The 23,437-nt window shown below is 47.3% G+C and carries 23 protein-coding genes; 2 read left to right on the forward strand and 21 right to left on the reverse strand.

Going from position 1 to position 23,437, the window contains the following annotated elements; all coding sequences use genetic code 11:
* Positions 1–138 precede the first annotated feature (138 nt).
* Positions 139–1,125 carry a GPR endopeptidase gene (gpr, locus tag DESOR_RS22640; RefSeq protein ID WP_014186926.1) on the forward strand — a complete coding sequence of 329 codons (987 nt, stop codon included), beginning with the start codon at positions 139–141 and terminating at the stop codon, positions 1,123–1,125.
* Between the two features lie 60 nt (positions 1,126–1,185).
* Here the strand turns inward: gpr and DESOR_RS22645 are convergent, their stop codons facing one another.
* The 6 genes from DESOR_RS22645 to DESOR_RS22670 all read right to left on the reverse strand — a co-directional run bounded on the left by DESOR_RS22645 (position 1,186) and on the right by DESOR_RS22670 (position 7,648).
* Complete coding sequence (locus tag DESOR_RS22645; protein WP_148265312.1) at positions 1,186–1,314, reverse strand: small, acid-soluble spore protein, alpha/beta type; 129 nt, start codon at positions 1,312–1,314, stop codon at positions 1,186–1,188.
* Positions 1,315–1,530: 216 nt separating this feature from the next.
* Entirely contained in the window at positions 1,531–3,972 is a 2,442-nt protein-coding gene (gene recG, locus DESOR_RS22650; protein WP_014186927.1) for an ATP-dependent DNA helicase RecG, read from the reverse strand.
* On the reverse strand, positions 3,969–4,832 hold the full coding sequence (gene sdaAA / locus DESOR_RS22655) for an L-serine ammonia-lyase, iron-sulfur-dependent, subunit alpha (protein ID WP_014186928.1): 864 nt from the start codon (positions 4,830–4,832) through the stop codon (positions 3,969–3,971). The genes recG and sdaAA overlap by 4 nt, the downstream gene beginning before the upstream one ends.
* A 19-nt stretch (positions 4,833–4,851) precedes the next feature.
* Positions 4,852–5,520 (reverse strand): L-serine ammonia-lyase, iron-sulfur-dependent subunit beta, encoded by a 669-nt coding sequence (gene sdaAB, locus DESOR_RS22660; protein ID WP_014186929.1) that lies wholly within the window; start codon positions 5,518–5,520, stop codon positions 4,852–4,854.
* 54 nt (positions 5,521–5,574) lie between these two features.
* On the reverse strand, positions 5,575–7,251 hold the full coding sequence (locus DESOR_RS22665) for a DAK2 domain-containing protein (protein WP_042332660.1): 1,677 nt from the start codon (positions 7,249–7,251) through the stop codon (positions 5,575–5,577).
* 40 nt (positions 7,252–7,291) lie between these two features.
* A complete protein-coding gene (locus DESOR_RS22670) occupies positions 7,292–7,648 on the reverse strand; it encodes an Asp23/Gls24 family envelope stress response protein (RefSeq protein WP_014186931.1) in 357 nt (118 codons plus the stop codon).
* Positions 7,649–7,805: 157 nt separating this feature from the next.
* Here DESOR_RS22670 and rpmB point away from each other — a divergent pair, with 157 nt between their 5' ends.
* The gene (rpmB, locus tag DESOR_RS22675) at positions 7,806–7,997 is read left to right on the forward strand and encodes a 50S ribosomal protein L28 (RefSeq protein WP_014186932.1); all 192 of its coding nucleotides are present in this window, start codon (positions 7,806–7,808) and stop codon (positions 7,995–7,997) included.
* A gap of 48 nt (positions 7,998–8,045) precedes the next feature.
* Here the strand turns inward: rpmB and hslO are convergent, their stop codons facing one another.
* The 15 genes from hslO to def form a co-directional block, all read right to left on the reverse strand.
* A complete protein-coding gene (gene hslO / locus DESOR_RS22680) occupies positions 8,046–8,924 on the reverse strand; it encodes an Hsp33 family molecular chaperone HslO (protein WP_014186933.1) in 879 nt (292 codons plus the stop codon).
* Between the two features lie 1,066 nt (positions 8,925–9,990).
* On the reverse strand, positions 9,991–10,641 hold the full coding sequence (locus tag DESOR_RS22685; protein ID WP_014186934.1) for a thiamine diphosphokinase: 651 nt from the start codon (positions 10,639–10,641) through the stop codon (positions 9,991–9,993).
* Complete coding sequence (gene rpe, locus DESOR_RS22690) at positions 10,634–11,302, reverse strand: ribulose-phosphate 3-epimerase (RefSeq protein ID WP_014186935.1); 669 nt, start codon at positions 11,300–11,302, stop codon at positions 10,634–10,636. The genes DESOR_RS22685 and rpe overlap by 8 nt, the downstream gene beginning before the upstream one ends.
* Position 11,303: 1 nt before the next feature.
* Positions 11,304–12,197 (reverse strand): ribosome small subunit-dependent GTPase A, encoded by an 894-nt coding sequence (rsgA, locus tag DESOR_RS22695; RefSeq protein ID WP_014186936.1) that lies wholly within the window; start codon positions 12,195–12,197, stop codon positions 11,304–11,306.
* Between the two features lie 48 nt (positions 12,198–12,245).
* Positions 12,246–13,997, reverse strand: a complete 1,752-nt coding sequence (gene pknB / locus DESOR_RS22700) for a Stk1 family PASTA domain-containing Ser/Thr kinase (RefSeq protein ID WP_014186937.1) — start codon at positions 13,995–13,997, stop codon at positions 12,246–12,248.
* The gene (locus DESOR_RS22705; protein WP_014186938.1) at positions 13,994–15,433 is read right to left on the reverse strand and encodes a peptidoglycan D,D-transpeptidase FtsI family protein; all 1,440 of its coding nucleotides are present in this window, start codon (positions 15,431–15,433) and stop codon (positions 13,994–13,996) included. Before DESOR_RS22705 ends, pknB begins: the two co-directional genes overlap by 4 nt.
* The gene (locus DESOR_RS22710) at positions 15,433–16,716 is read right to left on the reverse strand and encodes an FtsW/RodA/SpoVE family cell cycle protein (RefSeq protein ID WP_014186939.1); all 1,284 of its coding nucleotides are present in this window, start codon (positions 16,714–16,716) and stop codon (positions 15,433–15,435) included. The genes DESOR_RS22705 and DESOR_RS22710 overlap by 1 nt, the downstream gene beginning before the upstream one ends.
* A gap of 4 nt (positions 16,717–16,720) precedes the next feature.
* On the reverse strand, positions 16,721–17,440 hold the full coding sequence (locus tag DESOR_RS22715) for a Stp1/IreP family PP2C-type Ser/Thr phosphatase (protein ID WP_014186940.1): 720 nt from the start codon (positions 17,438–17,440) through the stop codon (positions 16,721–16,723).
* Positions 17,421–17,870 carry an FHA domain-containing protein gene (locus DESOR_RS22720; protein ID WP_014186941.1) on the reverse strand — a complete coding sequence of 150 codons (450 nt, stop codon included), beginning with the start codon at positions 17,868–17,870 and terminating at the stop codon, positions 17,421–17,423. The genes DESOR_RS22715 and DESOR_RS22720 overlap by 20 nt, the downstream gene beginning before the upstream one ends.
* A 26-nt stretch (positions 17,871–17,896) precedes the next feature.
* Positions 17,897–18,715 (reverse strand): FhaA domain-containing protein, encoded by an 819-nt coding sequence (locus DESOR_RS22725; protein ID WP_014186942.1) that lies wholly within the window; start codon positions 18,713–18,715, stop codon positions 17,897–17,899.
* Positions 18,712–19,785: a dual-specificity RNA methyltransferase RlmN gene (rlmN, locus tag DESOR_RS22730; RefSeq protein ID WP_085929342.1), complete on the reverse strand. Its 1,074-nt coding sequence runs from the start codon at positions 19,783–19,785 to the stop codon at positions 18,712–18,714. The genes DESOR_RS22725 and rlmN overlap by 4 nt, the downstream gene beginning before the upstream one ends.
* A 51-nt stretch (positions 19,786–19,836) precedes the next feature.
* Positions 19,837–21,195 carry a 16S rRNA (cytosine(967)-C(5))-methyltransferase RsmB gene (gene rsmB / locus DESOR_RS22735; RefSeq protein WP_014186944.1) on the reverse strand — a complete coding sequence of 453 codons (1,359 nt, stop codon included), beginning with the start codon at positions 21,193–21,195 and terminating at the stop codon, positions 19,837–19,839.
* Entirely contained in the window at positions 21,188–21,877 is a 690-nt protein-coding gene (locus tag DESOR_RS22740) for a zinc metallopeptidase (protein ID WP_014186945.1), read from the reverse strand. The genes rsmB and DESOR_RS22740 overlap by 8 nt, the downstream gene beginning before the upstream one ends.
* A 40-nt stretch (positions 21,878–21,917) precedes the next feature.
* Positions 21,918–22,883, reverse strand: a complete 966-nt coding sequence (fmt, locus tag DESOR_RS22745) for a methionyl-tRNA formyltransferase (RefSeq protein WP_014186946.1) — start codon at positions 22,881–22,883, stop codon at positions 21,918–21,920.
* Between the two features lie 39 nt (positions 22,884–22,922).
* The gene (gene def, locus DESOR_RS22750; protein ID WP_014186947.1) at positions 22,923–23,375 is read right to left on the reverse strand and encodes a peptide deformylase; all 453 of its coding nucleotides are present in this window, start codon (positions 23,373–23,375) and stop codon (positions 22,923–22,925) included.
* Positions 23,376–23,437: the final 62 nt, after the last annotated feature.

A 23,437-nucleotide genomic window follows, 5' to 3' on the forward strand; every position in this document is an offset into this window, starting at 1 on the left:
AATGGTGAAGGTTAATCATCAAAATGCCCTTCCCCCATCCAGCTCTTCCTTCGTTTCCTCTGTTCACTGGGCGCTTTAGCAAAGCCCCAGTGACTTTTTTCTAGGTCTCGAATAATTGACGTTAAAGGAGTATAGCCCATGAAAAAGTCAGAACTTTATCAACATCTTAATTTACAGCTTGATTTAGCTGTTGAAGCCCATCAGCTCCTGCGTGGAGAAAGCGGAGAAGAAATTCCCGGCGTTCTCATGAATGAACAAGAACTGGAACATGCCAAGGTGACGGTCATTAAAGTGGATACCGACGAAGGCGTTGAAGCTATCGGCAAGCCTAAGGGCTATTACATAACCATTGACGCTCCTGACATTCGCACCAATAATTATGCAATTCATGAGGATATTACCAATGTTTTAGCAGACCAATTAGTTGAGCTTATGAACCTTAAAGAAGACGCCAGTGTTTTAATCATTGGTTTAGGCAACTGGAATGCTACCCCAGATGCCCTAGGCCCTCAAGTCATTGACAAAACCATGGTAACCCGACATCTGTTCCAGCTCTCACCAGATGAATTAAAAGGTCAATTGCGGAAAATCAGTGCCATCACTCCTGGAGTTTTAGGAATTACCGGAATTGAAACTGCAGAAATCATCCGCGGCCTTGTGGACCATGTTAAACCGGATTTGGTTATTGCCATTGACGCTTTGGCTGCCGGTTCATTGGAACGAATCGGAACCAGTATTCAGCTTTCCGATACCGGTATTCATCCCGGTTCCGGCGTCGGCAACCGCCGAGCGGGCATTACAGAAGAATCCATAGGCTGTAAAGTAATTGCTATTGGACTTCCCACTGTTGTTAATGCAGGCATTATTGCTCACGATGCTGTGGAAGGAGTCTTTAAACAGTTTGTGACCAGCCCCAAATTATATCAACTTTATAAAGGCATCAAACCTGAAGTATTCAGTCAAATTATTGATGATGTTCTATCCCCCTTCCAGGGAAATTTGATGGTGACTCCTAAAGAAATTGATGCTCTCATTAAAACAGTGGCAAAAATAATCGCCGGAGCATTGGCAATCAGCCTGCATCCTGGCATTGACCGGGAAGACTATGAACGGTATTTGCAGTAATCCCTTTTACTTAAGGATAAGGGCCAGGTTTTAATAATTAAACCTGACCCTTACTTTATTTTATTGTTGCGGGGTATTGGGAAAACGCTTGTGTTTACGATTGGCGATCCCAATTTCTTGTGCGACCTCATACTTGAATTTTTCTAATTCGGGTGTCAGTTGAACCATCGGTTTTGTTGACTTAGCCAAAGTGCTTTTCCCTCCTTAGATTTTTAATATTAGACAGCAGACCTGCTTCGCTGCTGTCGGATTAATTTTCTATCCCGCTTTAATCTGATCTTATTATTTAACCATTTCCTTAAGATCATACTCGGCAATTCTTGGTTAAAATTCTAAACAAATCGATCTCAATTTTCATTCAAAAGAAGGTCGAATATTTTTTCCTATATAAATGCCCTTTTCATCCTAATGCACCCCAATTTCTTCCGGCGGATACCTTCTCTGCACTTCCTGAATCAGCATCTGGAACCTTTCCGGGTTTTGCAGGACCTCCTGAGCCGCCTGATAGGCTTTTTCCACCAGCCGGCCATCCTGGGAAAGATCCGCCAAACGCAGTTCGGCAAGGCCGTGCTGCCTGGTCCCCAATATTTCTCCGGTTCCCCGGAGACGCATATCCTCTTCCGCTATTTTAAAACCATCCTCAGTTTGGCAGAGAATATCTAAACGGCGGCTGTCTTTGTTCCCCGCCAGTAAAAAACAGTAAGATTGTTCACTGCCCCGGCCAACCCGTCCTCTCAGCTGGTGTAATTGAGCCAGGCCGAAACGCTCCGCAGATTCAATGACCATGACAGTAGCATTGGGAACATTCACTCCTACTTCAACTACCGTTGTGGCTACCAAGATGTCAATACTCCCTGCCTGAAAGATCTCCATGATCTCTTCTTTCTCTGTGCCTTTCATTTTGCCGTGCAAAAGGGCGACTTGATAGTTTGGGAACCTAATCTGCAAGTCGGTCCAGCGCTGAGTTGCCGAAATAAGATCAAGGGTTTCCGATTCATCAACCAAAGGACAGACAACATAGATCTGCCGGCCAAGTTTAATTTGTTCATCTAAGAATTGCTCCATTTTGCCTCGGGAACGTTCCGATACTTTGCGAGTAATAATTGGCTTTCGCCCCATGGGCATGGTATCCAGAACCGAGAGCTGCAAATCCCCATAAAGGGTTAAGGCCAGGGTTCTAGGTATGGGCGTGGCCGTAAGAACCAAAACATGAGGACTCTCCCCTTTACTTTGCAGCAGTGAACGCTGCCGAACGCCAAAACGATGCTGTTCGTCTGTTACTGCCAGGCCTAAGGCTCTAAACTCGACTTTTTCCTGGATAAGGGCATGAGTTCCTACTACAACTTGGGCCTCACCGCTGGCAATCATCTCTAAAGTTCTCTCTCGACTGCTTTTGCTTTGACTACCTAATAAGCAAACCACACGAATCCCTAAAGGGGCAAACACTTTATCTAGGGAGTGAAAATGCTGCATGGCCAAAATCTCCGTAGGAGCCATCATCGCTCCCTGATACCCTGAACCAACGGCACGCAGCAAAGCAGCCATAGCAACCGCCGTCTTGCCGGATCCCACATCCCCTTGCACCAAACGGGCCATTCCTTGTGTGCGGGCCAGGTCTTGAAATATTTCCCGAATCACTCGTTGCTGTGCTGTTGTGAGCTGGAAGGGCAAACATTTATAAAAGTTCTGGATTAATTCTTCTCCACCCAACAAAGGTGGGCTGCCAACCCTGACGATACCCTGGCGCAATCCGGCTACCGCCAGCTGCAATACTAGAATCTCTTCCCATACTAATCGCTCTCTCGCTTGGGCCAGAGTCGTAAAGTTGGTGGGAAAATGAATTTCGCGATGGGCTGAAGAACGGGCCATCCACTCCCGGGCCAGCTCTTCAGGCAAAATCTCCGGAAACTCTTTTTCCGTTTGAGGCAAGATCCCTTTGATCAGATTGCCTATCACTTTCGAAGATAGACGAGCCGTTTCTGAATAAATGGGCAAAATAGTCTGTCTCCTTAAATCAGAGGCTGCAGGGGCACTTTTCTGCCCAACTTTCTCGATATCCACCGCCATAATTTCCGGTATCTGACCCAGCCAGCGAACCTTTCCAGTCACCGCCACCTGGGTTCCTACAGGGTATTGTTTAAGTATAAAGGTTTGATTGAACCAAGTAGCCTGAATTAAACTGCCCTCTTGCTCGATACTCAGCTTCACAACTTTCATCCGGGCCTTGGCAACGGTTCCGGCGACGACTTTTCCTTCAATAGTCGCCAGCTCACCATCTTTTAAGTCTCTGATCAGCCGCCTCCGGCGATCTTCATAGCGGCGAGGGTAATACTCCAGCAAATCCCGAAGATTCTGAATCCCCAACTGCTTCAGCTGCTTTGCTCGTTCCGGCCCCACTCCCTTGAGATACTGCAAAGGCGTCGACGGTCCTAAATTGGTCTTATTTAAAGTTGGCATACCAGGCGTACCCTTATTGGAAGCAGCCTTACCTAAAGCCTCCTGTTTTCTTGGCCTGTTGGTGCTTTGGGAAAGGTCCTCCTTCCTTGGCGAAACTTCCCTTTGCGCAGCCCCGCCTGGGTCTGCTACAGTGATTTCCTGGAGAAAGCGGCGCAGTTCGGAAAAAGCTTCTCTACGCCGCAGCAGGCTAAAGCTTTGATAATTCCCAGCCAGGGTTCTTAAGAGCTCCATATCCTTGCTGGGAAACAATTCTTCCAGCCGGGGTATAATCCCTCGTAAAAAGGTATTAAATCCGCCTAAAACCCCAGCATTGGTAAAGCCCTGCTTTTCTTCGGCTAAAAGGGCCTTTTGGAAATTCCTTAAAACTAATTCGGCTTGGGAGAGGGTCATAGAAAATCAGCCTGGATTCTTCGTCCTGTCGAAGTAATAGCTAAACCGCCTTGGGCGGTTTCCTTCAAGGTGCAGGGCATCTGTTTGCCAATCAGCCCCATAGCATCTATAACCTCATCAATGGGAATGGCGCTCTTAACCCCGGAAAGTGCCATTTCGGCAGCTGCTAAAGCAATGGTTGCCGCCGTAGCATTCCTTTTGACACAGGGTATCTCAACAAGCCCTCCTACAGGATCACATACTAAACCAAGCATGGACTTCAATGCTATGGCAGCAGCATGGGCGGTCTGTCTCGGAGACCCTCCTGCCATTTCCACAGCTGCGGCCGCCGCCATGGCTGCCGCAGAGCCAACTTCAGCCTGACATCCCCCTTCAGCGCCGGAGACACTGGCCCGTTCGGCAAGAATCATCCCTAACCCCGCTGCCGTAAAAAGCCCTAATATGAGTTCATGCTCAGAAAGCTGACAATTTTCCTCAACCGTTAATAATACCGCCGGCAGGACGCCACAGGAACCTGCTGTAGGTGCAGCCACGATCTTTCCCATACAGGCATTAAACTCGGCAACAGCCAAAGCCTTAGCGATGGCGCCGCCCATTAGATTGCCAACCAGATTCGCACCTGATTTTCTGCGGGCTTCTACTTTCGCTGCATCCCCTCCAACCAATCCCGATACCGAACGTTTTTCCCCGGTGAGCCCTGCTTCAACCGCTTCCCTCATAACCTTTAAATTTATACTCATTCGCTGAATCAGCTCTTGCTCCGTTTGTTCAAGTTCTTCCCTTTGGTTTTGCAGGATGACTTCGCTTAATTTCAATCCTTTACTTTCCGCCTCACTAACCCAATCTTCGTAGGCACGCATACTGTTTCCTCCTACTAGTTTATAAAGGCTTAATAGCCATTACTTGCTCTATTCTGGGCAGTTTTGCCATTAATTGCAGAACTGCTTCATCAATGGTTTCGTCCGTTTCCAGCGTCATTAGGGCTTGAGCTCCCTTCTTTTCACGTGAAACCCGCATACTGGCAATATTGATTTGAGCCGTGGCCAGGAGGAGAGTCACTTGAGCTACTAACCCCGGCAAATCTTGATGCAATATAACTAACGTAGGATAGTCTCCCCGGATTTCCACTTGAAAATGATTTATCTCCCAAATAACAATGCTTCCGCCACCGATGGACGAACCGATAACTTGTACAGAATGCCCGGATCGACCGACCAAATCAAACTTTACAGTATTGGGATGTACTTCTCCGAGATCGATGACCTCATACTTGACACTCAAACCTCGTTCCTTGGCAATCTCCGGTGCAGCGGATATGCGTTCGTCATCGGGAAGCATGCCTAACAACCCGGCGAGCAGCGCTAAATCTGTGCCATGACCCTTCCCGGTTTTAGCAAAAGAACCATGCAGGCTGATGGTTCCTTCAACAGGCTCTTCTCCTAAAATATTTCTGGCCATTCCTCCTAAGCGAACAGCGCCGGCGGTATGTGAACTTGACGGACCAACCATAATAGGTCCCAAAAGATCAAAAACATTACTCTTTCCCACAAAGTTCCCTCCTAATATAGAAAACAAAACCTCCGGATTTTTCCGGAGGTTAACCTATTCCACACCAAAGATATAATAGTAGAGCGGCTGCCTACCGGGATGAACTTCAACTTCGATACTTGGATTTTCCTCCTGTAGCCAATCCTGGAGACGTTCTACCTCCTCTGGTTTTGTCTCTTCTCCATAAAATATCGAAACCAAGTCGTGAGTTTTCCATTCCATTTTTTCTAATGTTGATTGGGCAACCTCAAATAGTAATTTTCCGGTAGTAACGATGACATCTTCTATTAACCCAAGTATATCCCCCTGGGAAATGGTTAAATCACCATATTGAGAGTCCCGGACAGCATAGGTTACTTCGCCGGAACCAACACTGCTCATTCCCCGTTCCATATTCTTAATATTGGTATCAGCGTCTCCTTCACTGTTAAAGCTTAGCAAAGCTGCAATTCCCTGAGGTATGGATTTACTGGGAATAACATGAACCTGACAATCCTGGACCACATCTTTAACTTGTCGGGCAGCCATAACAATATTTCCGTTATTCGGCAGAATAAAAACCTGTCGAGCCGAAACTTTGCGAACGGCTTCTGCCAAGTCTTCGGTACTTGGGTTCATGGTTTGCCCGCCATAAACGACCTCATCAACACCTAAACTGATAAAGACATCCGCAATCCCTTGCCCCATGGCTACTGCGACAACCCCAAATTCTTTTAATTCTTGGCCTTCTGCAAGAGGTTCACTATCTGCTGCGAGGGCTTTTTCTTTCATGGCATGAGCCATGTTCTCATTTTGCTCCAGCATATTGTGAATCTGGACTTGGTGGAGAGACCCCCACTGAATGGCATAATCTAAGATCTTACCGGGATTCTTGACATGGACATGGATCTTCACAACTTCCGGCGTCCCTACGACCAACAGACAATCGCCCCGGCCCGACAGATCTTGCTTTATCTGTTCAACACGCAAATCCTTGCCCTTGACCAGGAACTCCGTACAATAAGGATAGTCTAAGTTTTCAACTTGGACAAATTCTTGTTTGCTTTCCGGTTCCTGAATCTCAGCCTTCGGCGGGCTTTCAGCTCCGCTCACAAAATCCAATTCCTCTGCTTCCCCAGATAAGGCAGCAATCCATCCGCCCAGAATTACCAGGAATCCTTGACCTCCGGCATCCACTACCCCAGCCTGTTTCAGCACGGGCAGCATCTCCGGCGTTTTGGCCAGACTCTTAAATCCCTGTTGCTGAGCCTCCTGAAGAGTTTCTAATAAAGACCCTCCGTTTTTGGCCCTGGTCAAAGCTGCACGAGCTGTTTCTTTGGAAACCGTCAGAATGGTACCCTCCACCGGTTTCATAACCGCTTTATAGGCTGTGTCCACTCCCGATTGCAAGGCTTGGGCAATTTGCAGTGAATTTGCGGTATCCAGCCCTTCCAATCCTTTAGCAATTCCCCGCAAAAGTTGGGAAAGAATAACCCCTGAATTCCCCCTCGCTCCCATTAAAGAGCCCATTGAAGCCGCTGCAGCCACTTCGCCGATGGACTGGCCTGTGATCTTTTCGGCATCCCTTGCCGCCGATTGGATGGTTAAAAACATATTTGTTCCTGTATCGCCATCCGGTACCGGGAAAACATTTAACGCATCAACATCATGCTTTTTTATTTCCAGGGCTTTCGCCCCCGATACCATCATTTGTTTCCACAATTGTCCATTTAAAACATCTGTTATCTTCATAGCTGCTGGTCTCAAAACCGTATCCCCCTAATCTATTTGCCTACTCTAAAACGCGAACACCTTTCACGTTCACATTCACTTGGGACACGTTTAATCCCGTGAGCTTTTCTGTGGTATAACGAACGCGCTCCATAACACTTGCGGCAACTTCAGAAATCTTAACGCCATAACCAACAATGATATAAAGGTCTATAATAACTTCATTGTCTTGAATTGTAACAACAACTCCACGGGCCAAATTTTCCCGTCCCAACAAATCGGCAACTCCATCCGTTATTTTTCGAGAGGCCATGCCAACTAAGCCGTAGCACTCAACTGCTGTAGCACCTGCAATGGTAGAAATAACTTCCTCAGAAATTTCGATTTTACCTAAATGATTAATAATTTCTTTTCCCATTAAAGGACCCTCCCCTTCGGTATCTGTCCAGTTATATCATTTTATCAAGGAAATGAAAAATGTTCAAAGAAAAAGTTTCAGCGAGAAACCTTGCCAATAGGCAAGACTTTTGATAAAATATGTGAGTGTCACTTCGGCTGCAAAGGAGGTTTAGCACATGGCTAATGTTTGTGCTGTATGCGCCAAAGGAGTAGTTACTGGCTTTCAAGTCAGCCACTCTCATATACGGACAAAGCGATCTTGGAAACCAAACTTGCAAAGTGTTCGTGCAATTGTGAACGGCAGTCCTACCCGGATCAAAGTTTGCACCAGATGCTTGCGTTCCGGTAAAGTTCAACGCGCGATTTAATGAATCAAAGCCCGATTTAAGTTTCGGGCTTTTTTCATTGTGCCCTTTTTATGCTTGCTCCCAAATCTCCTGAAGTTCTTCAACATTAAACTGAAAGCGCTCATTACAGAAATGGCATACTATCTCGGCTTTTCCATCTGAGATCAAGTCTGCTATTTCTTTTTTGCCCAAAGACACCAAGGTACCCTTTAAACGTTCTTTCGAACAGGTACATTTGAAGCCGACAGACCGCTGCTCCAGGACGTGATAAGACAGTGGCCCCATCAAATGACTTAATAGCTCTTCCATAGCAGCACTTTGAGCTGTCAGCTCACTGATACCTGCACCTAACTGCCCCAGCTGATCTTCAATAGCCTGAATTATCTCTTCCGGAGCACCCGGCAAGGGCTGGATCAAAAAACCACCTGCCCCGGCTACATGATAATCCTTCTCCACTAAAACTCCCAGCAGCATGGCGGAAGGAATCTGTTCCGAAGACAATAAATAGTGAACCAAATCCTCAGCAATCTCCCCACTGACCAAGGGCACCATTCCAGAATAAACTTCACCGTTTTGCAAACTTCGGCTCACGGTTAACTCGCCCCGGCCGACGGCTGTGCCCACATCAAGTTTGCCGGAAGCCTTTAAAGGCAAATCCACCAAAGGTTCCCGCACATACCCCCGCACCTCTCCCTGGGCATTTCCTACAGCTACAACTCCATCTAAAGGACCATCTCCTAATAAGCGCAAGGTAATACTCTCGTCGCCTTTAAGAGAACTGGCCAAAATCAGTGCCCCGGTCATTAGTCTCCCCAAGGCTGCCGTTGCAACCGGAGACATGCCATGACGGCTGCGGGCTTCTTCTACGATTTCCGTGGATTTCACCAGAACCCAACGAGCATTTCCCTCAAGCATCGTACCTATCCAAAGTTCATCCTGTTGCTGCATCATCGTCTTCCTTTATCATGTATTTTTCCTAATCTATTTCAATATACCAGCTGAAAACACTTAATATCACTTATTAACGCCATTATAATAACTAGTCTGTCCTTAGCAGGCAAATATTACACTTTAATGTTCGAGATTAGACCCCCATATCGCTAACGTAACACCATCAAATGATTAAAAGGGGCCGTGTCCTGAGGTCGGGCAGCTCCGCCATATCCACTCACCGCAACATTCCGAGGCTCGCCCACTCACCAGCGCGGGAGCTAGCCTTCAGCGGATAAGTATTCTTTGGAGATAGCCGCTTCGGCGAAAGTGTCCACCGGACACTTTCGTGCCAAACCATAGGGTAGTACCTGATGTGAACCCGTGGCTCCGTCTCCCCGCGCCGTCTTGTAGGCTTTACCGCCTCTCCATGCAATGGGTTCACTTCTATGGACGAATCTGCCCTAACTTTCGGGTCCACGGGGGTTCTTTAGACTATCTTGGGGTTTTAGAGTTGCTTTTTTCAGAGTAGACCCCCATGCCGCTGCCGCAGCACCATCAGATGATGAAAAATGCCAAATACGCTCAAGATTCTGGAAGCCTTACCTAAGTCCCCCAAAGTTCTTCTTCCGCTCCCTACAAACAGGCAGGAGGAGCGCTTTTCTGCTAAGCGGATGCGTCAGTGGAGCCGCGCTAAGGCGAGTGCCGACGGTTCGCGTCCCCGTAGCGCGCCGCAGGACTTGTCCATGGATGGACTGATGCCGCGGTGCCCGAAGACACTGTCTTCGCACGTATTAGCCTTCTTGCAGGATGGCAAGGAGCGGCACACATGCAGAAATACCCAGAGGTTCGGACGCGCTCGCGAACCGTCCAGCGAGCCAGCTGCGGAACTCGCAGACGCGTGCAGACCGAAGACACCGTCTTCGCACGGGATAACATAGCGAAAAAGCGCTCCGCCCCAGAGCCCGACAGAAGACCGCCCCCCCCTGTCAGGATGGTTTTTCAGAGTAGTATATCTCCGTAGTAAGGCCGACGCCTAGGGTGAGCGGAGCAACATCACACCCTCGGCGGGCAAGCGACTTCCTTAGGGGTTAATCATAACCGCCATTACCCAGCCCTCATGGACTTCCACAACCGCTTTTCCACCCAAAAATACATTGCTGATTCCCCGAGGAGAATCCTGGGGAAGAACTCCTTTATTAAGAGGATAATACAACCCTTCTGTGGTTACCACAGCCCGCTCCGTTAAAGCGATTAGGGAAAGTTGCTGTCCGGATGTACCCCTGATTTCCTCACGGCCGTGAATAATCCATAATTCCTGTTCAGAGTCAGCTACATAAAGCCGATACCCTTTGCGGGCATAGCCCAGCATCAGGGCCACATTTCCCAGGAAATGATCAATCCTCTTGCCCGTGGCCCCCAAAAGCCGAATCTCCCTTACTCCAAGCTCCCGAGCCTTCTCTTCAGCCCTGAGCAAGGCTAATTCCAGATCCGTTTCATCCTTTTCACTGGGATAACGCTCAATCTTACAGCCCGCCTTTAAACATTGCTGATAGCTGTCCGGGGAAACGGAATCCAAGTCCCCAATCAGAAGATCCGGAAGACGCGAAGATAGGGCAGCATAATTCGCTCCCCCATCCGCACATATTAAGTAATCAATCTCTTGAAGAGCTTTCCTCCCCCACTCTAAATCCCAAAGCCCGTTCGCTAAAACTCCAATCTTTTTGTTACTCATCGGACTTCAGCTCAGCGGCTTGACGAATGTTTTGAATAGCCTGTTTAGGGTCCGGCTGGGCAAAAACCGCTGATCCTGCTACCAAAATCTGAGCACCCGCTTTGGCGACTATGGGAGCCGTTTTCTCATTAACCCCTCCATCCACTTCAATTAGACATGAGGATTGGGTCTGCTCAAGATGATGGCGAAGAACCTGAATCTTAGGGACTACATTAGTGATAAACTTTTGCCCGCCAAAACCGGGATTGACTGTCATTAACAAGACCATATCCAAGTCGGCTAAGACATACTTTAAACCATCCAGGGGGGTAGACGGATTAAGGGCAATTCCAGCGGTTATGCCATGTTCCTTAATCTGCTGAATAACTCGATGAACATGAGGAGTGGTCTCTAAGTGAAAGGTAATATGATCTGCTCCTGCAGCCGCAAAATCCTCGATAAACTTCTCCGGTTCCTGAACCATCAAATGAACATCGAAGCGCATATGTGACTGACTCCTTATGGACTTGACCAAAGCCGGTCCAAAGGTTAGATTAGGGACAAAATGCCCATCCATAACATCAATATGTAAGACTTCTGCGCCGGCCTCTTCAACCAGATGTACCTGTTCTCCCAGGCGTGTAAAATCCGCTGATAAAATAGAAGGAGCCATCTGAATCACTTTAATACTTCCTCTCTGCTTCAATTACTTCTTTTAAATATAAAAGGTAATGCTCATAACGAACTGGGGAAATTCTGCCTTCCTCCAGAGCAGCTTTAATAACACAATTAGGTTCTTTATCGTGAAGGCAGCTGTTAAAACGACATCCCCCCAGAAAATCCGCAAATTCCGGAAAATAATCCGCCAGTTCAGCCCGTTTCATCTCCGGCAAAAGCAGGGAGGAAAAACCTGGGGTATCCGCCAGCAAGCCGCCTGAACAGACCATTAATTCCACATGGCGTGTGGTATGACGGCCACGCTTTGACTTAGAACTTATCTGCCCTGTTTTCAGTTCCTTTCCAGGAGACAAGGCATTAACAAGACTGGATTTTCCGGCGCCGGAAGGCCCTGCCAGAACACTAATCTTATTTTTCAGACGATCCCCGATTTCAGGGATTCCTTGACCGGTTTTGCTGGAAACCTCAAAGACAGTGTAACCGATCTTCCTGTAATCCTCTGTCAGTTCATAAAGGTTAGGGGCTCCCTGCAAAACTGTCTCTTGATATTTATCCACTTTCGTAAAAACGATGATTGGCTCAATATCCGAATCAGCTGCTTGAATTAACAAGCGATCCAAAAGATTCAGATCAGGTTTGGGAGAGGTCATGGCAAACACTAAAATTGCTTGATCCACATTAGCAATAGGCGGACGAGTTAACTCATTCCGCCTTGGCGCTACCGATTCAATGGTACCTTTATTCTCCTCTTCTTTGGGAAGAATAGTCACCCGATCCCCCGGCAGGAATTCCTGGTCCTTGATGCGAAAGCGACCGCGCAGAGAACATTCCCAAACCCGGTCCTCCCCATAGACATAGTAAAACCCTCCGTATCCTTTAAGTAAAACTCCATCGATCATTTTAATTTTCCTCACAATATGGTGTTGCTGCAAAAATCACCGTCTTCCCTACCCCTTCGCGGGGATCACAGCCAAAGCCTCGGCAATGAGTACTCGATAGATGCTTTCATGGTCCATGATGCCCTGAGCAATCGGCCCCGGTCCGCGAGAAACAACCATGGTTACTTCTGATCCCTGTTTAACGGATTCTCCCGGGTTAGGCGTCGTGCTTATCACGGAATCCTTGGGAAACATATTGGAATCCGCACTTTGAACTTTGAGCACCAGCTTATATTCATCCTCAAGAATTCTTTGGGCTTCTGCAGAGGGTTTGCCGATGACATTAGGCATATTGATCGTCGTCAGTTCCGGTCCGCTGCTGACAATCAGTGTAATATTGCCATTTTTGGGCCAGGTGGCTTTAGGCAGCGGGTCCTGGTCAATCACGGCATTTTTGGGAACATCCGGTGACATCCTCTCAACAATATTAATATCTCCGGTAAATCCGGCAGTTTGAATCAAAAAGATGGCATTATCTTTGGCCATATGACCTGTCTTCACATCCGGAAACTGCCCGATATCCACACCTTTGCCCACAACAATTTTTACAGTCCGGCCCACTTTTACTTTGGAGCCAGCCTCAGGATCCTGAGAAATAATGCGGTCCTTGTCGACATCATCACTGAATTGTGTGGTAACGTCCGTGTCAGGATTAAAAGTCAGCTGCGCAGACTTAATAAAATCCTCGGCTACAGGCACTGTTTTCCCTGCTAAATCAGGAACAGTGGTTGTTCCCACAAAAATGAAATTCCATAACAAACCACCCCCAATCAAGACCAAGAGAAGCACAAGCCCACCAACAATCCAGAGCCTGCGGCTTTTATTAACTTTTTTAGGCGGGCTGGGCTCTTTGATGTCAACAGGAGCCACGGCTCTGACTATCCCGATGTGGGTTTGAGTCTTCTCCAGATCATCGGCGGGAAATATGCCGGACCAGGAAATGGGCCGTCCGGTCTGGATATTGTTCAGATCTTCCAATAACTCTTTGGCCGATGAATATCGCTGTTCCGGAGATTTTGAAATCGCCCGCATAATCACTGCTTCAAAGTCTTTAGAAATCCGAGGATTGAGCCTGCTGGGCGGCTCCGGGTCCTGCTGCAGGTGTTTTAAAGCAATGGCGATAGGTGTTTCCCCATCATAAGGAACCTTCCCAGTAAGTAACTCATAGAGAACAATTCCTAAAGAATAAATATCCGATCTCTCATTGCTTTGAATCCCTTTAGCCTGTTCCGGTGACAAATAATGCACCGACCCTACAATATCGCCGGTATGGGTTACCGTCGCCGAGGAAACAGCCCGGGCAATACCGAAGTCTGTAACCTTAACATTCCCTTCCGCCGTCACCAATATGTTGTGAGGTTTGATATCCCTATGAATAATGTGGTTCTCATGGGCATTTTGAATGGCCCCTGTAATCTGGCGAGCCAGATTAATAGCCTGGTCCGTAGAAAGGGGAGCATACTCACGGATAATTTCTTTAAGATTCCGGCCTTCCACATATTCCATGACAATGTATTCCGTATCCCCGTCTTTGCCCACATCATAAATCGAGACAATATTGGGATGAGACAAACTTGCCGCGGACTGGGCTTCCCTTCTAAAACGGCGAATGAAGTCTTCATCTGTGACAAACTGCTCCCGGAGCACCTTAATGGTCACAACGCGGTTAAGTAAAAGATCTTTGGCTTTATAGACAATCGCCATACCTCCGGCGCCTATCCGCTCTAAAACCTCATATCGTCCCCCGAAGATTTTACTCACTTTTTGTCACCTGCTTTCTGATTCAGTGCTTCTTGAATAATCTGTCGTACGATAGGTGCTGCATTTCCTCCTCCGGTTCCCGCATTTTCAACAATGACAGCAACAGCAATCTGCGGATCTTCGGAAGGGGCAAAGGCGATATACCAAGCATGGGTCAGGACATTTCCTCCCGGCTCAGCGGAACCTGTTTTGCCGGCCACAGAAACATTGGGCAAGGCCCCGGGCGCAGCTGTACCTTCTGTCACCGCCGTAACCATGGCACTGGTAATCTTATCAGACTCTTCTTTGCTCAGTGCCGTCAACCAAGGTTCCGGCTTCTGTTCAAACAAGGTGTTTTGGGATGGATCCAAAACTCTTTCTATAATATGAGGGGTCATGATAACCCCATGGTTTGCAATGCCTGCTGTGATTAAGGCCATGTGGAAAGGGGAAACCAGAACTTCCCCCTGCCCAAAAGTACTGGCCGCCAGCAAATTGGTATTTAAGGAGGTCGGATTCATATCCCCATTAACAATGGAACTCCTGGGTACATTCAATTCAAAAGGAATCTTTTCCCCGAAGCCGAACCCTTTCGCCACGGAAAGGAAGGTTTTATCCCCGGCCTGAACACCGAAGGTTGCGAAGTAAGTGTTGCAGGAATCTGCCAAAGCCATATTATAATTAACCCAGCCGTGAGCTTTATCATTCTGTTCCGGAATGACTTGACCATTAATCACCGTTGATCCCTGGCATTGATACAGGTCCGTTGTGTTAAGCCCGCTCCTGAATAAAGCCGCTGATGTGACCACCTTCATGGTCGAGCCCGGCGGAAAAAGTGAAAAATAGCGGTGTTCCAAGGGCCGTAATTTATCCTGTAAAGATCTCTTTTCATCATCGCTTATCATCTGCTCCCAATTTTGATCCAAGTTGGCTGGATCGAAACTGGGCTGACTCACTAAAGCTAAAACTTCTCCCGTCTTGGGATCAATGGCCACAGCCGCTCCTTTTTTCCCCTTAAGAGCATTATAAGCAATGCTCTGGAGACGGGAATCCAAGGTCAGCACCACGTCATCCCCTTCACGAGGCAAAGCAAAGAGCTGCTGAACTGCTTGAGTGGGTGTCGCCTTTTTAATCCCTAATAACCAGTTGGCTAAGCTTCCTTCCAAGCCGGAAGCGCCAAGTTTTACAGAGGAATATCCCAAAGCAGGCTCGAACATTTCCCCTTTGGGATAGACTCGAACCTTTTTCCCATCAACTACCTGGGTCTGTGCTATTATTTCGCCGTTACGATCAAAAATTCCTCCCCTGGTCACCCGGTTTTCCATGAGAATCAGCCGCCGGTTAGCAGGGTTTGCCAGTAATGTATCAGCCTGGACAACCTGCCAATAGACCAAGCCAAGGCTAAGAATAAAAAAGCTAAAGGCCATGCCTAATGCTACCTTACGTACCCCTCGCATTATGTTGCATACTCCCTTCCCCTGTTCTTAGTGCTGAGAGAACTGACCGCAGTGGCATTTGATATATTCAATAAAACTCCCAGTAAAATAAAATGAACGATTAGGGAACTTCCTCCGTAACTAACCCAAGGCAGGGGAATTCCCGTTAAGGGCAGCAGCTTCGTGACCCCCGCTAAAATAATCAGGGTCTCCGTCCCCAGAAGGATGCCAATTCCTGCCGCTAATATTTGCCCAAAGCGATCATTAGCTCTAAGACTTATAGCAAAGGCTCTCATGACAACAATCAAAAAGAGTACCAGCACAGCCATAGCCCCGGCAAATCCCAATTCTTCAGCAATTACCGAAAAAATAAAATCACTGATAGCCACAGGAACTGTGGATGCGCCAATACCGTTGCCAAGTCCGGTGCCGAGGATTTTCCCGCCGCCAATGGCAAACAAGGATTGAGCAATCTGGTATCCCATGCCCGTGGGATCCTGCCAGGGATTCAGCCAGACGGCAACCCTCACCCGAACATGGTGAAAGAGCATGTATCCTGCCGTTCCCGTCAGCAAAAAAATCGGCAGGGAAATTCCCAAATATAAGGCCCGCTCCGTCACAACATAAAGCATAAGTACAAAAAGCATATAAAAGACTAAAGCCGTCCCTAAGCTTTTCTGCGCTGCTAAAATGCCCAGTACAAATGCCACCATGATCATAAATGGCCGCAACGTCCGCCAATCCGGCAAAGAAATTCTACCCCATTGAACTGTCCCAACCCGCAGCAATTCTTCATTTTCCTCTAAATAGGTAGCCATGAATAAAAGCAGGGCCAGCTTGACAAACTCTTCGGGCTGAAGGCCAAATCCCAAGACCTTGAAAGAACTAGTGGCACCGCCTTCTTCAGAACCAAACAAAAGGGTTATCAGCAATAATCCCACAGCCAGTAGTCCCCAAATATATCGAAATCTCCCGAAATAACGATAATCTCGAATGGACCACAGAACGACATAGAATAGCAGCATGCCAATATTGGCCCACCAAAACTGGTGCAAAGCGACATCCGGATTAATTCTAACAACAAAAACAAGCCCTAAGGCCATAATAGCCTGGACAACAGGCAAAATATAAGGATCCCCCTGATAATGGAAGATATGTTCCATGAGGCTTCCCAAAAGGACAATTCCAGAAAAAATGAAAGCTTGCCAAAGAAGCCTGTCCATATCAGCATCTAATTTAAGCAGGCAGAGTCCTATCCACATCATTCCTAAAATTATCAACCGTAAGACGAAACGCTGATTCATAGTCCTACTCCAAAATACAGCATAAAGCTGTGAAATTGTCTGGGGCTCCCCGTTCCAGGGTAAGCTGTCTTAATTTTTCCAATCGTTCTTCCCAAGAGTATGGTTCAAGAAATTCTTCGGTTAGTTCCTGCTCGCTAATCAGGTTGGAAAAACCATCGGTACACAAAAGGAAGACATCATTCTTTTGTAAATTGATACTTCGGCAATCCACTTCAATAACAGCTTCTGCTCCGATGGCCCGCATCAAAACATTCCGCTGAGGATGTTTTTTGGCTTCCTCATGGGTAATCTGTCCTAACCTCATCAGTTCGCCAACCAGTGAGTGGTCCATGGTCAATGGGGTTAAGGTCTCGTTGCGCCAAAGATAGGCACGGCTGTCTCCTACATGAGCAATTACGACTTTTTCATTGCGGATGAGCAAGACCGTCAGGGTTGTGCCCATGCCCGCATTTTCCGGATCCGTTATGGAGGATTCATACACCACACGATTTGCTTGCCGAAAGGCTTCCGCTAAGCTGTTTTCCAAAGCTTGATCATCCAGTCCGTCCAAACGGGGAAGCCAAACTTCTAATTCCTGCAAGGCTTTCGAAGAAGCCACTTCTCCGGCCCGATGTCCTCCCATTCCGTCCGCCACTGCATAAAGGCCTTCTGCCGACAGCACCAGAAAGGAATCTTCGTTATTCTTGCGAATACACCCTTTTTCACTAAAACTTAGAACTCTCATTTTGCCACCTCGAGTATTGGAAGGTAATGCTTCCAATTTTCACATAATCCCCGGCAACCATTTGTACCGGGGAATGAATTTGCTCTCCATTAACCCAGGTTCCATTGGTACTTCCTAAATCCTCCAGGATGGTTTGTCCTTTTTGCAAGCGAAAAACTGCATGATCAATGGATGCAAAATGATCCGGCAAAACAATATCATTGTGCTTGCCCCGGCCCACACGCAGCCCTTTGCCATCCACTTTAAAGACGCTCCCTCTGGTAAGGTTTTCTGCGCCGGTCAGAACTTCCAGCCGTCCGTATTCATTGGTTGCCCGCAGAAAAAATCCTTTAAATTGAAGATCCGCTAATAAGGCTGTAAAAATGCGAAAAATAAACAGATAGATAAGGGCGACAAAAACCAGCCGTCCCATCACTAAAACAAATTGCATACAATCCTCCCATCGGAAATAGAGGTTCAAGGCAGAGGGGCTTTGCGTATCACCAGCACACTTTGGCCTATAGTTATTCGATCTCCAGGGGCAGCCATATAGTGAGTAATTCTTTGTCCATTCACTAATGTCCCATTGGTACTCCCCATATCATCCAGCCACCATCCCTTCTCTCCTCCCGGTGCAATCTTTAGATGTCTTCGTGAAACCTCAGGGTCATGGACTACAAAGTCACATTGACCATGACGGCCAATGATCATCTCCTCATCCTCCAGAGAAAATGACTCCCCCTTATCCGGTCCCTCAATGATTTCGAGAAAGTAGTCTGATTTCCTTCCGGCTGTCCCTTCAATCGGCAAGTTTGTCTTGACATTACCTCTAAAAATCGTGGTACTTTCCCGCAAAATCGATTGTTTTGGGCTTTCTGATGCCTTTTCCGGTTCAATCTCTTTTTCTTCGTCTCCCCAATCTACGACAATGGAATCATCAAAATCCACTTCAATGACCATTTGCCGGGGATTGACCGTGTCGTCGGCATGAAGCTCTACGGCCGGTTTGGTGAGAAAGGTATAATCGTTGCGCTCTGCTTCCGCAAAGAGGTATTTGGAAAGCTCAATTAAAAAAGCATCTCCAAAACTTGCTATGGGTCCCCAGTCACTGGAATGGAGATAAACTCTGTAAATATTTGGAACGTACACCTGGGAGATGCTGACCTGCTTATTTCTAAGCATGGACTTGACAAGTTCTTTGGCTATTTCCACCGGTTGAAGGCGGGACGTACTTTTTTTAAAAGCTTCGGTAAATAGAAATTCGGCCACTCCTTCGAATCGGGCCAATAAGCTCATTTTAACTCACCCTCCCACTGTCGGCGAAGTTGACCACAAGCAGCGTCAATATCCGTTCCTTTTTCTTCCCTTAACGAAACTGATATCCCCGCACTCTCTAATACCTGGGCAAACCTCTTTATCTTCTCCTGCTCGGGACGAAGCATCCCGGTTCCGGTCACAGGATTAACCGGTATCAAATTGACATGTCCTAACTGTCCCTTCAGCACACCGGCCAGGGCCAAAGCTGCTTCCTCACCTGCATTCTCAGCAGTCAAGGCCACTTCAAAGGTTATCCGCCGATGGGTTATATCCGTGTATTCCTGACATGCTCTCATCAGTTGGCTCAGCGGATAACGGCGATTCATGGGGATCAGATGGTTTCTCTTAAGGTCATCTGCTGCATGCAGAGATACCGCTAAGCCCACTTGAGGATTATCTTTGGCCAATTGAATAATGTTTGGCACAACCCCCGAGGTGGAAACAGTCATTCTCCTCATGCCAATCTTTAACCCCTGATCATGATTTAACAACTTGATGGCTTTAAGAACCTCATCATAATTGAGAAGAGGTTCTCCCATACCCATAAAGACAATGTTGGTCACCTGGAAGTCAGGATCTTCCTGCCGGACAAAATAAGTGATGTCCAGCACCTGGCTGACAATCTCGGCACAGCTCAGATTTCTCCGAAATCCTTCTAACCCGGTGGCGCAGAAAGCACACCCCACAGGGCATCCTACTTGAGTAGAGACACAAACAGTATGCCTGTCCCGGGAACTCCTGCGTTCATAATCCATCAACACACACTCAATGGTCTCTCCATCTTCAAGCCTGAACAAGTATTTGCGCGTACCGTCATGGGAACGTTGCTCCCGCAGCTTTTCCAGGCTGTAAAAATTAAAGTGGTTACTTAACAGCTGCTGATCTTTCTTGCCAATATTCTTCATTTCATCCCAAGAACGAACGGCTTTCTGCTGCACCCACTGGAACAATTGAACAGCCCGAAAGCGTTGTAAACCCAGCCTCTGACATATCTCTATGAGCTGGTCTTCAGAGCAGCCGCGTAACTCAATTCTTTTCATAATAGTTATTATTCACCCAATTCATCCCTGTTAAACTTATCCATAAAAAGAAAATAATACTTAATGCTCAATACGCCGGAATTTTGCCAGAAAAAATCCATCCATTTCATGACGATGGGGTAAGAGCTGGAGCATTCCCTTGCGGGCTTGTTGAATATCCCGTGGGTCTGTCAGGGTAAAAGGCAAGTAGTTACTCAGATCCACCGGTTCAAATTCTGAATGAACGGTCCGAAATTTCTTAACCAATTCAAAGTTTTCCTCTGGTTCGATGGTGCAGGTTGTGTAAATTAACGTTCCTCCCTTTTTTACACAAGATGCCGCTCGTTCTAAAATAGCCCACTGCAATGAGGGCAATTCCTGAAGATCTTTTTCATCTTTCTGCCAGCGCATGTCAGCTTTTCTTCTCAGAACTCCTAACCCTGAACAGGGTACATCAGCCAAGACGCAATCCTGGGATTCAAGCCTTATTCCAGGCAAATTCCGGGCATCCCCCAACTGAGCGTCAATGATGGTAATGCCTAATCTATGAGCTAACTGGTTAATTAGTTCAAGCTTATGCTCGTGAATATCGAAGGCTAGAATTTCTCCCCGATTCTCCATGATTTGAGCCAGATGGCTGGATTTCCCTCCCGGAGCACTGCAGGCGTCCAGGACGGATTGCCCTGGTTGGGGAGCCGCCACATGGGCTACAAGCTGGGAACTTTCATCCTGGACGGTAAAAAGCCCCTTCCGGAAACTGTCAAGTTGATCCAAGGCACCGAAATCCTGTATTCTCAGACTTTCAGGTACCCGTGCTCCTAACTCAACGGTTATTCCTTCTTCTTTAAGACGCTCCGCTAAGTCCGGGCGTGAAATTTTCAGGGTATTGGTACGAATCCAGATAGGCGCCGGCTCGTTATTAATCCTGCATAAAGCTTCCGTTTCTTCACTGCCCCAACGTTTCAGCCAGCGCTGGACCAGCCATTCAGGGTGGGAATAGCGCACAGAAAGGTAACGTACAGCTTCTCTTTTGGCATCCGGCCAGGAAATAGCCCAGCCCTTCTCCATTACCTTACGCAAAACCACATTAACCAGCCCTGTGTATTTAGTAAAGCTTTTTGCCAGTTCCACACTTTCATTGACGGCTGCGGCAGGAGGCACTTTATCTACAAAAAGCAATTGAAAAGCGCCGATCCTTAAAATGGCCCTAACTTCATGAGGAAGGGCAGACATTGATTTGCTTAAATGCCTTCTTAAGGCATAATCCAAAGTCAGACGATGTTTTAAGGTTCCGTTAACCAATAAGGTAACAAATTGCCGGTCTCTTGAATCCTTTAAACGAGCGAGAGTTTTGTGCAAGAGCAGATTAGAGTAGGCCCCTTCAACCTCAACACGTGTTAATATCTGAACCGCCATACCTCGGGCGTTATCTTTAATCATCGCTTCTACCCGAGGCTATAAGCATAAAACGTGCTAATTGCAGCACTGCTGCCAAGGCCGCTGCCACATAGGTTAAGGCGGCTGCATTTAATACAGAGCGGGCACCACGAACCTCATCACTTCCCAACATTTGCCCCTCCTGAAGCAGAGAAAGGGCTCTGCCGCTGGCATTATATTCCACAGGGAGGGTAATTACTTGAAAGAGAACGGCAAAGGTAAAAGCAAAAATCCCCAGTTGCAGGAGCCAATCAAAAGCCGGAATAAAAAGACCCAGGATAATCAAAAGCGGACCGGCACTGCTGCCAATATTGGCGACAGGAACAAAAGCAGACCTGAGCTGCATAGGAGCATACCCTGCTGCATGCTGCAGGGCATGGCCCGTTTCATGAGCTGCTACTGCTATGGATGACAATGAGCTTCCCTGATAGACATCCTGACTTAAGCGAATCACCCTGGTGCGGGGATCATAATGGTCGGAAAGGGAACCGCCTATGGGTTCAACCTTCACATCATAAAGTCCATGATTATTTAAAATCGTCCGTGCTGCTTGAGCTCCGGTAAGTCCAGACCTTGAACGGATTTTTGCATACTTTTTATAAGAGGATGAAATTTTAAATTGGGCATATAAAGAGAGAAGTATCGCCGGAATCAAAAGTACCATTGTCGAATCCCAAAAGAACATAGCCAAACCTCCTTTTTTCAACAAAACTACCCTCTTGCGATCACTGGAATTTCTCCCCAATCTGACCATGCCGGCCGTTAAAAAAATCCCGAGCTTTCATAGTACGTTTCCCCGCCGGCTGAACCTCCAGCACGCCGAGAATCCCCTTCCCTGTTTGAACAAGTAAAGCGTCTCCTAACACCTGTACAATTTGACCCGGTTCAGCCTGCACCTCTGAGCGGGCTGCCCCTTCCCAGGGATCAGATCCTGGGACAGGCTGAAAAGGTTTGCTTCGCCATATCTTCAGGTTCTCTCCTCGGAAGGAAGCGAAGGCTCCCGGCCAAGGATTGAGTCCTCGAATTTGATTATGGAGGACTGCAGCCTCTCGTGACCAATCCAATCCTTCGTGTTCCCGCTTGAGAAGGGGCGCATAATTGGAATCTCCTGTTTGCGGTATTGGCTTTAAACTCCCTTTTTCCAGCTCCGCTAAAGTTTCTAAAAGGAGTTTCGCTCCTATCTCTGCTAATTGATCATGTATTTCACCTGTAGTTGCCTCTGCCGGAATCACTAATTCCTGTTTTAACAGCATATCTCCGGTGTCCAGACCTTCATTCATCAGCATCGTGGTCACACCGGTATAGGGTTCTCCCTGCATCACAGCCCAATGAATAGGCGCCGCTCCGCGATAAGCGGGAAGCAAAGAAGCATGAACATTAATGCATCCTCCTTTAGGCAATTCCAATACAGCCTTGGGGAGAATCTGTCCATATGCCACAACAATGATGCTTTCCGGAGCTAACTCATGGAGCAGCTCAATCCACTCCGCTGATTTTATCCTTTCCGGCTGAAAAACAGGCAGACTTAGCTCTCCCGCGGCGACTTTTACCGGACTGGGCTTTAATTTCTTTCCTCGGCCAGCAGGCCGGTCAGGTTGAGTAAAAACTCCCAATATTTCGTGTCCGCCTTCAGCTAACGCCTTCAGGGTGGGAACCGAAAAATCAGGTGTCCCCATAAAAACCACACGCATTGTCTATCCCCCTTACTTGAGGTTGAAATGTATTCTAACTTAACCGCGATATGTTTTATCGGCAACATCAATGAAGAGAATCCCTTCCAGGTGATCTATTTCATGTTGTAACGCACGAGCCAATAATTTCTCTGCCCGAATATCTACCATTTTTCCCTGACGGTTCAGACCCTGGACATGAACCTTAGCAGCCCTGGTCACATCCCCCGTCATATTGGGAATACTGAGGCACCCTTCCTCAGCCGTACTTGTTCCTTCTTTTTCTAAAATAACAGGGTTCATGAGCTCCACCAAAACGCCATCTGCCTCCACGACAATAACCCGCTTGGAAACTCCAATTTGGGGAGCTGCCAGCCCTACTCCTTCAGCTTGACGCATGGTTTCCACCATGTTGTCCAATAACTTTGTGATAGAAGAATTAATCTCTTTAACCTCTTTTGCTTTTTCACGAAGCACTTCTGCCCCTATCTCTACTATCTGATAAACAGCCATTTTCTCAATGCCCCTTTCTAAACTATCACCTGAACTCATTCATTATTACTTAGAAATTATAT

This window comes from Desulfosporosinus orientis DSM 765 (genome assembly GCF_000235605.1).
In the GTDB taxonomy this organism is placed as follows: Bacteria; Bacillota; Desulfitobacteriia; order Desulfitobacteriales; family Desulfitobacteriaceae; genus Desulfosporosinus; species Desulfosporosinus orientis.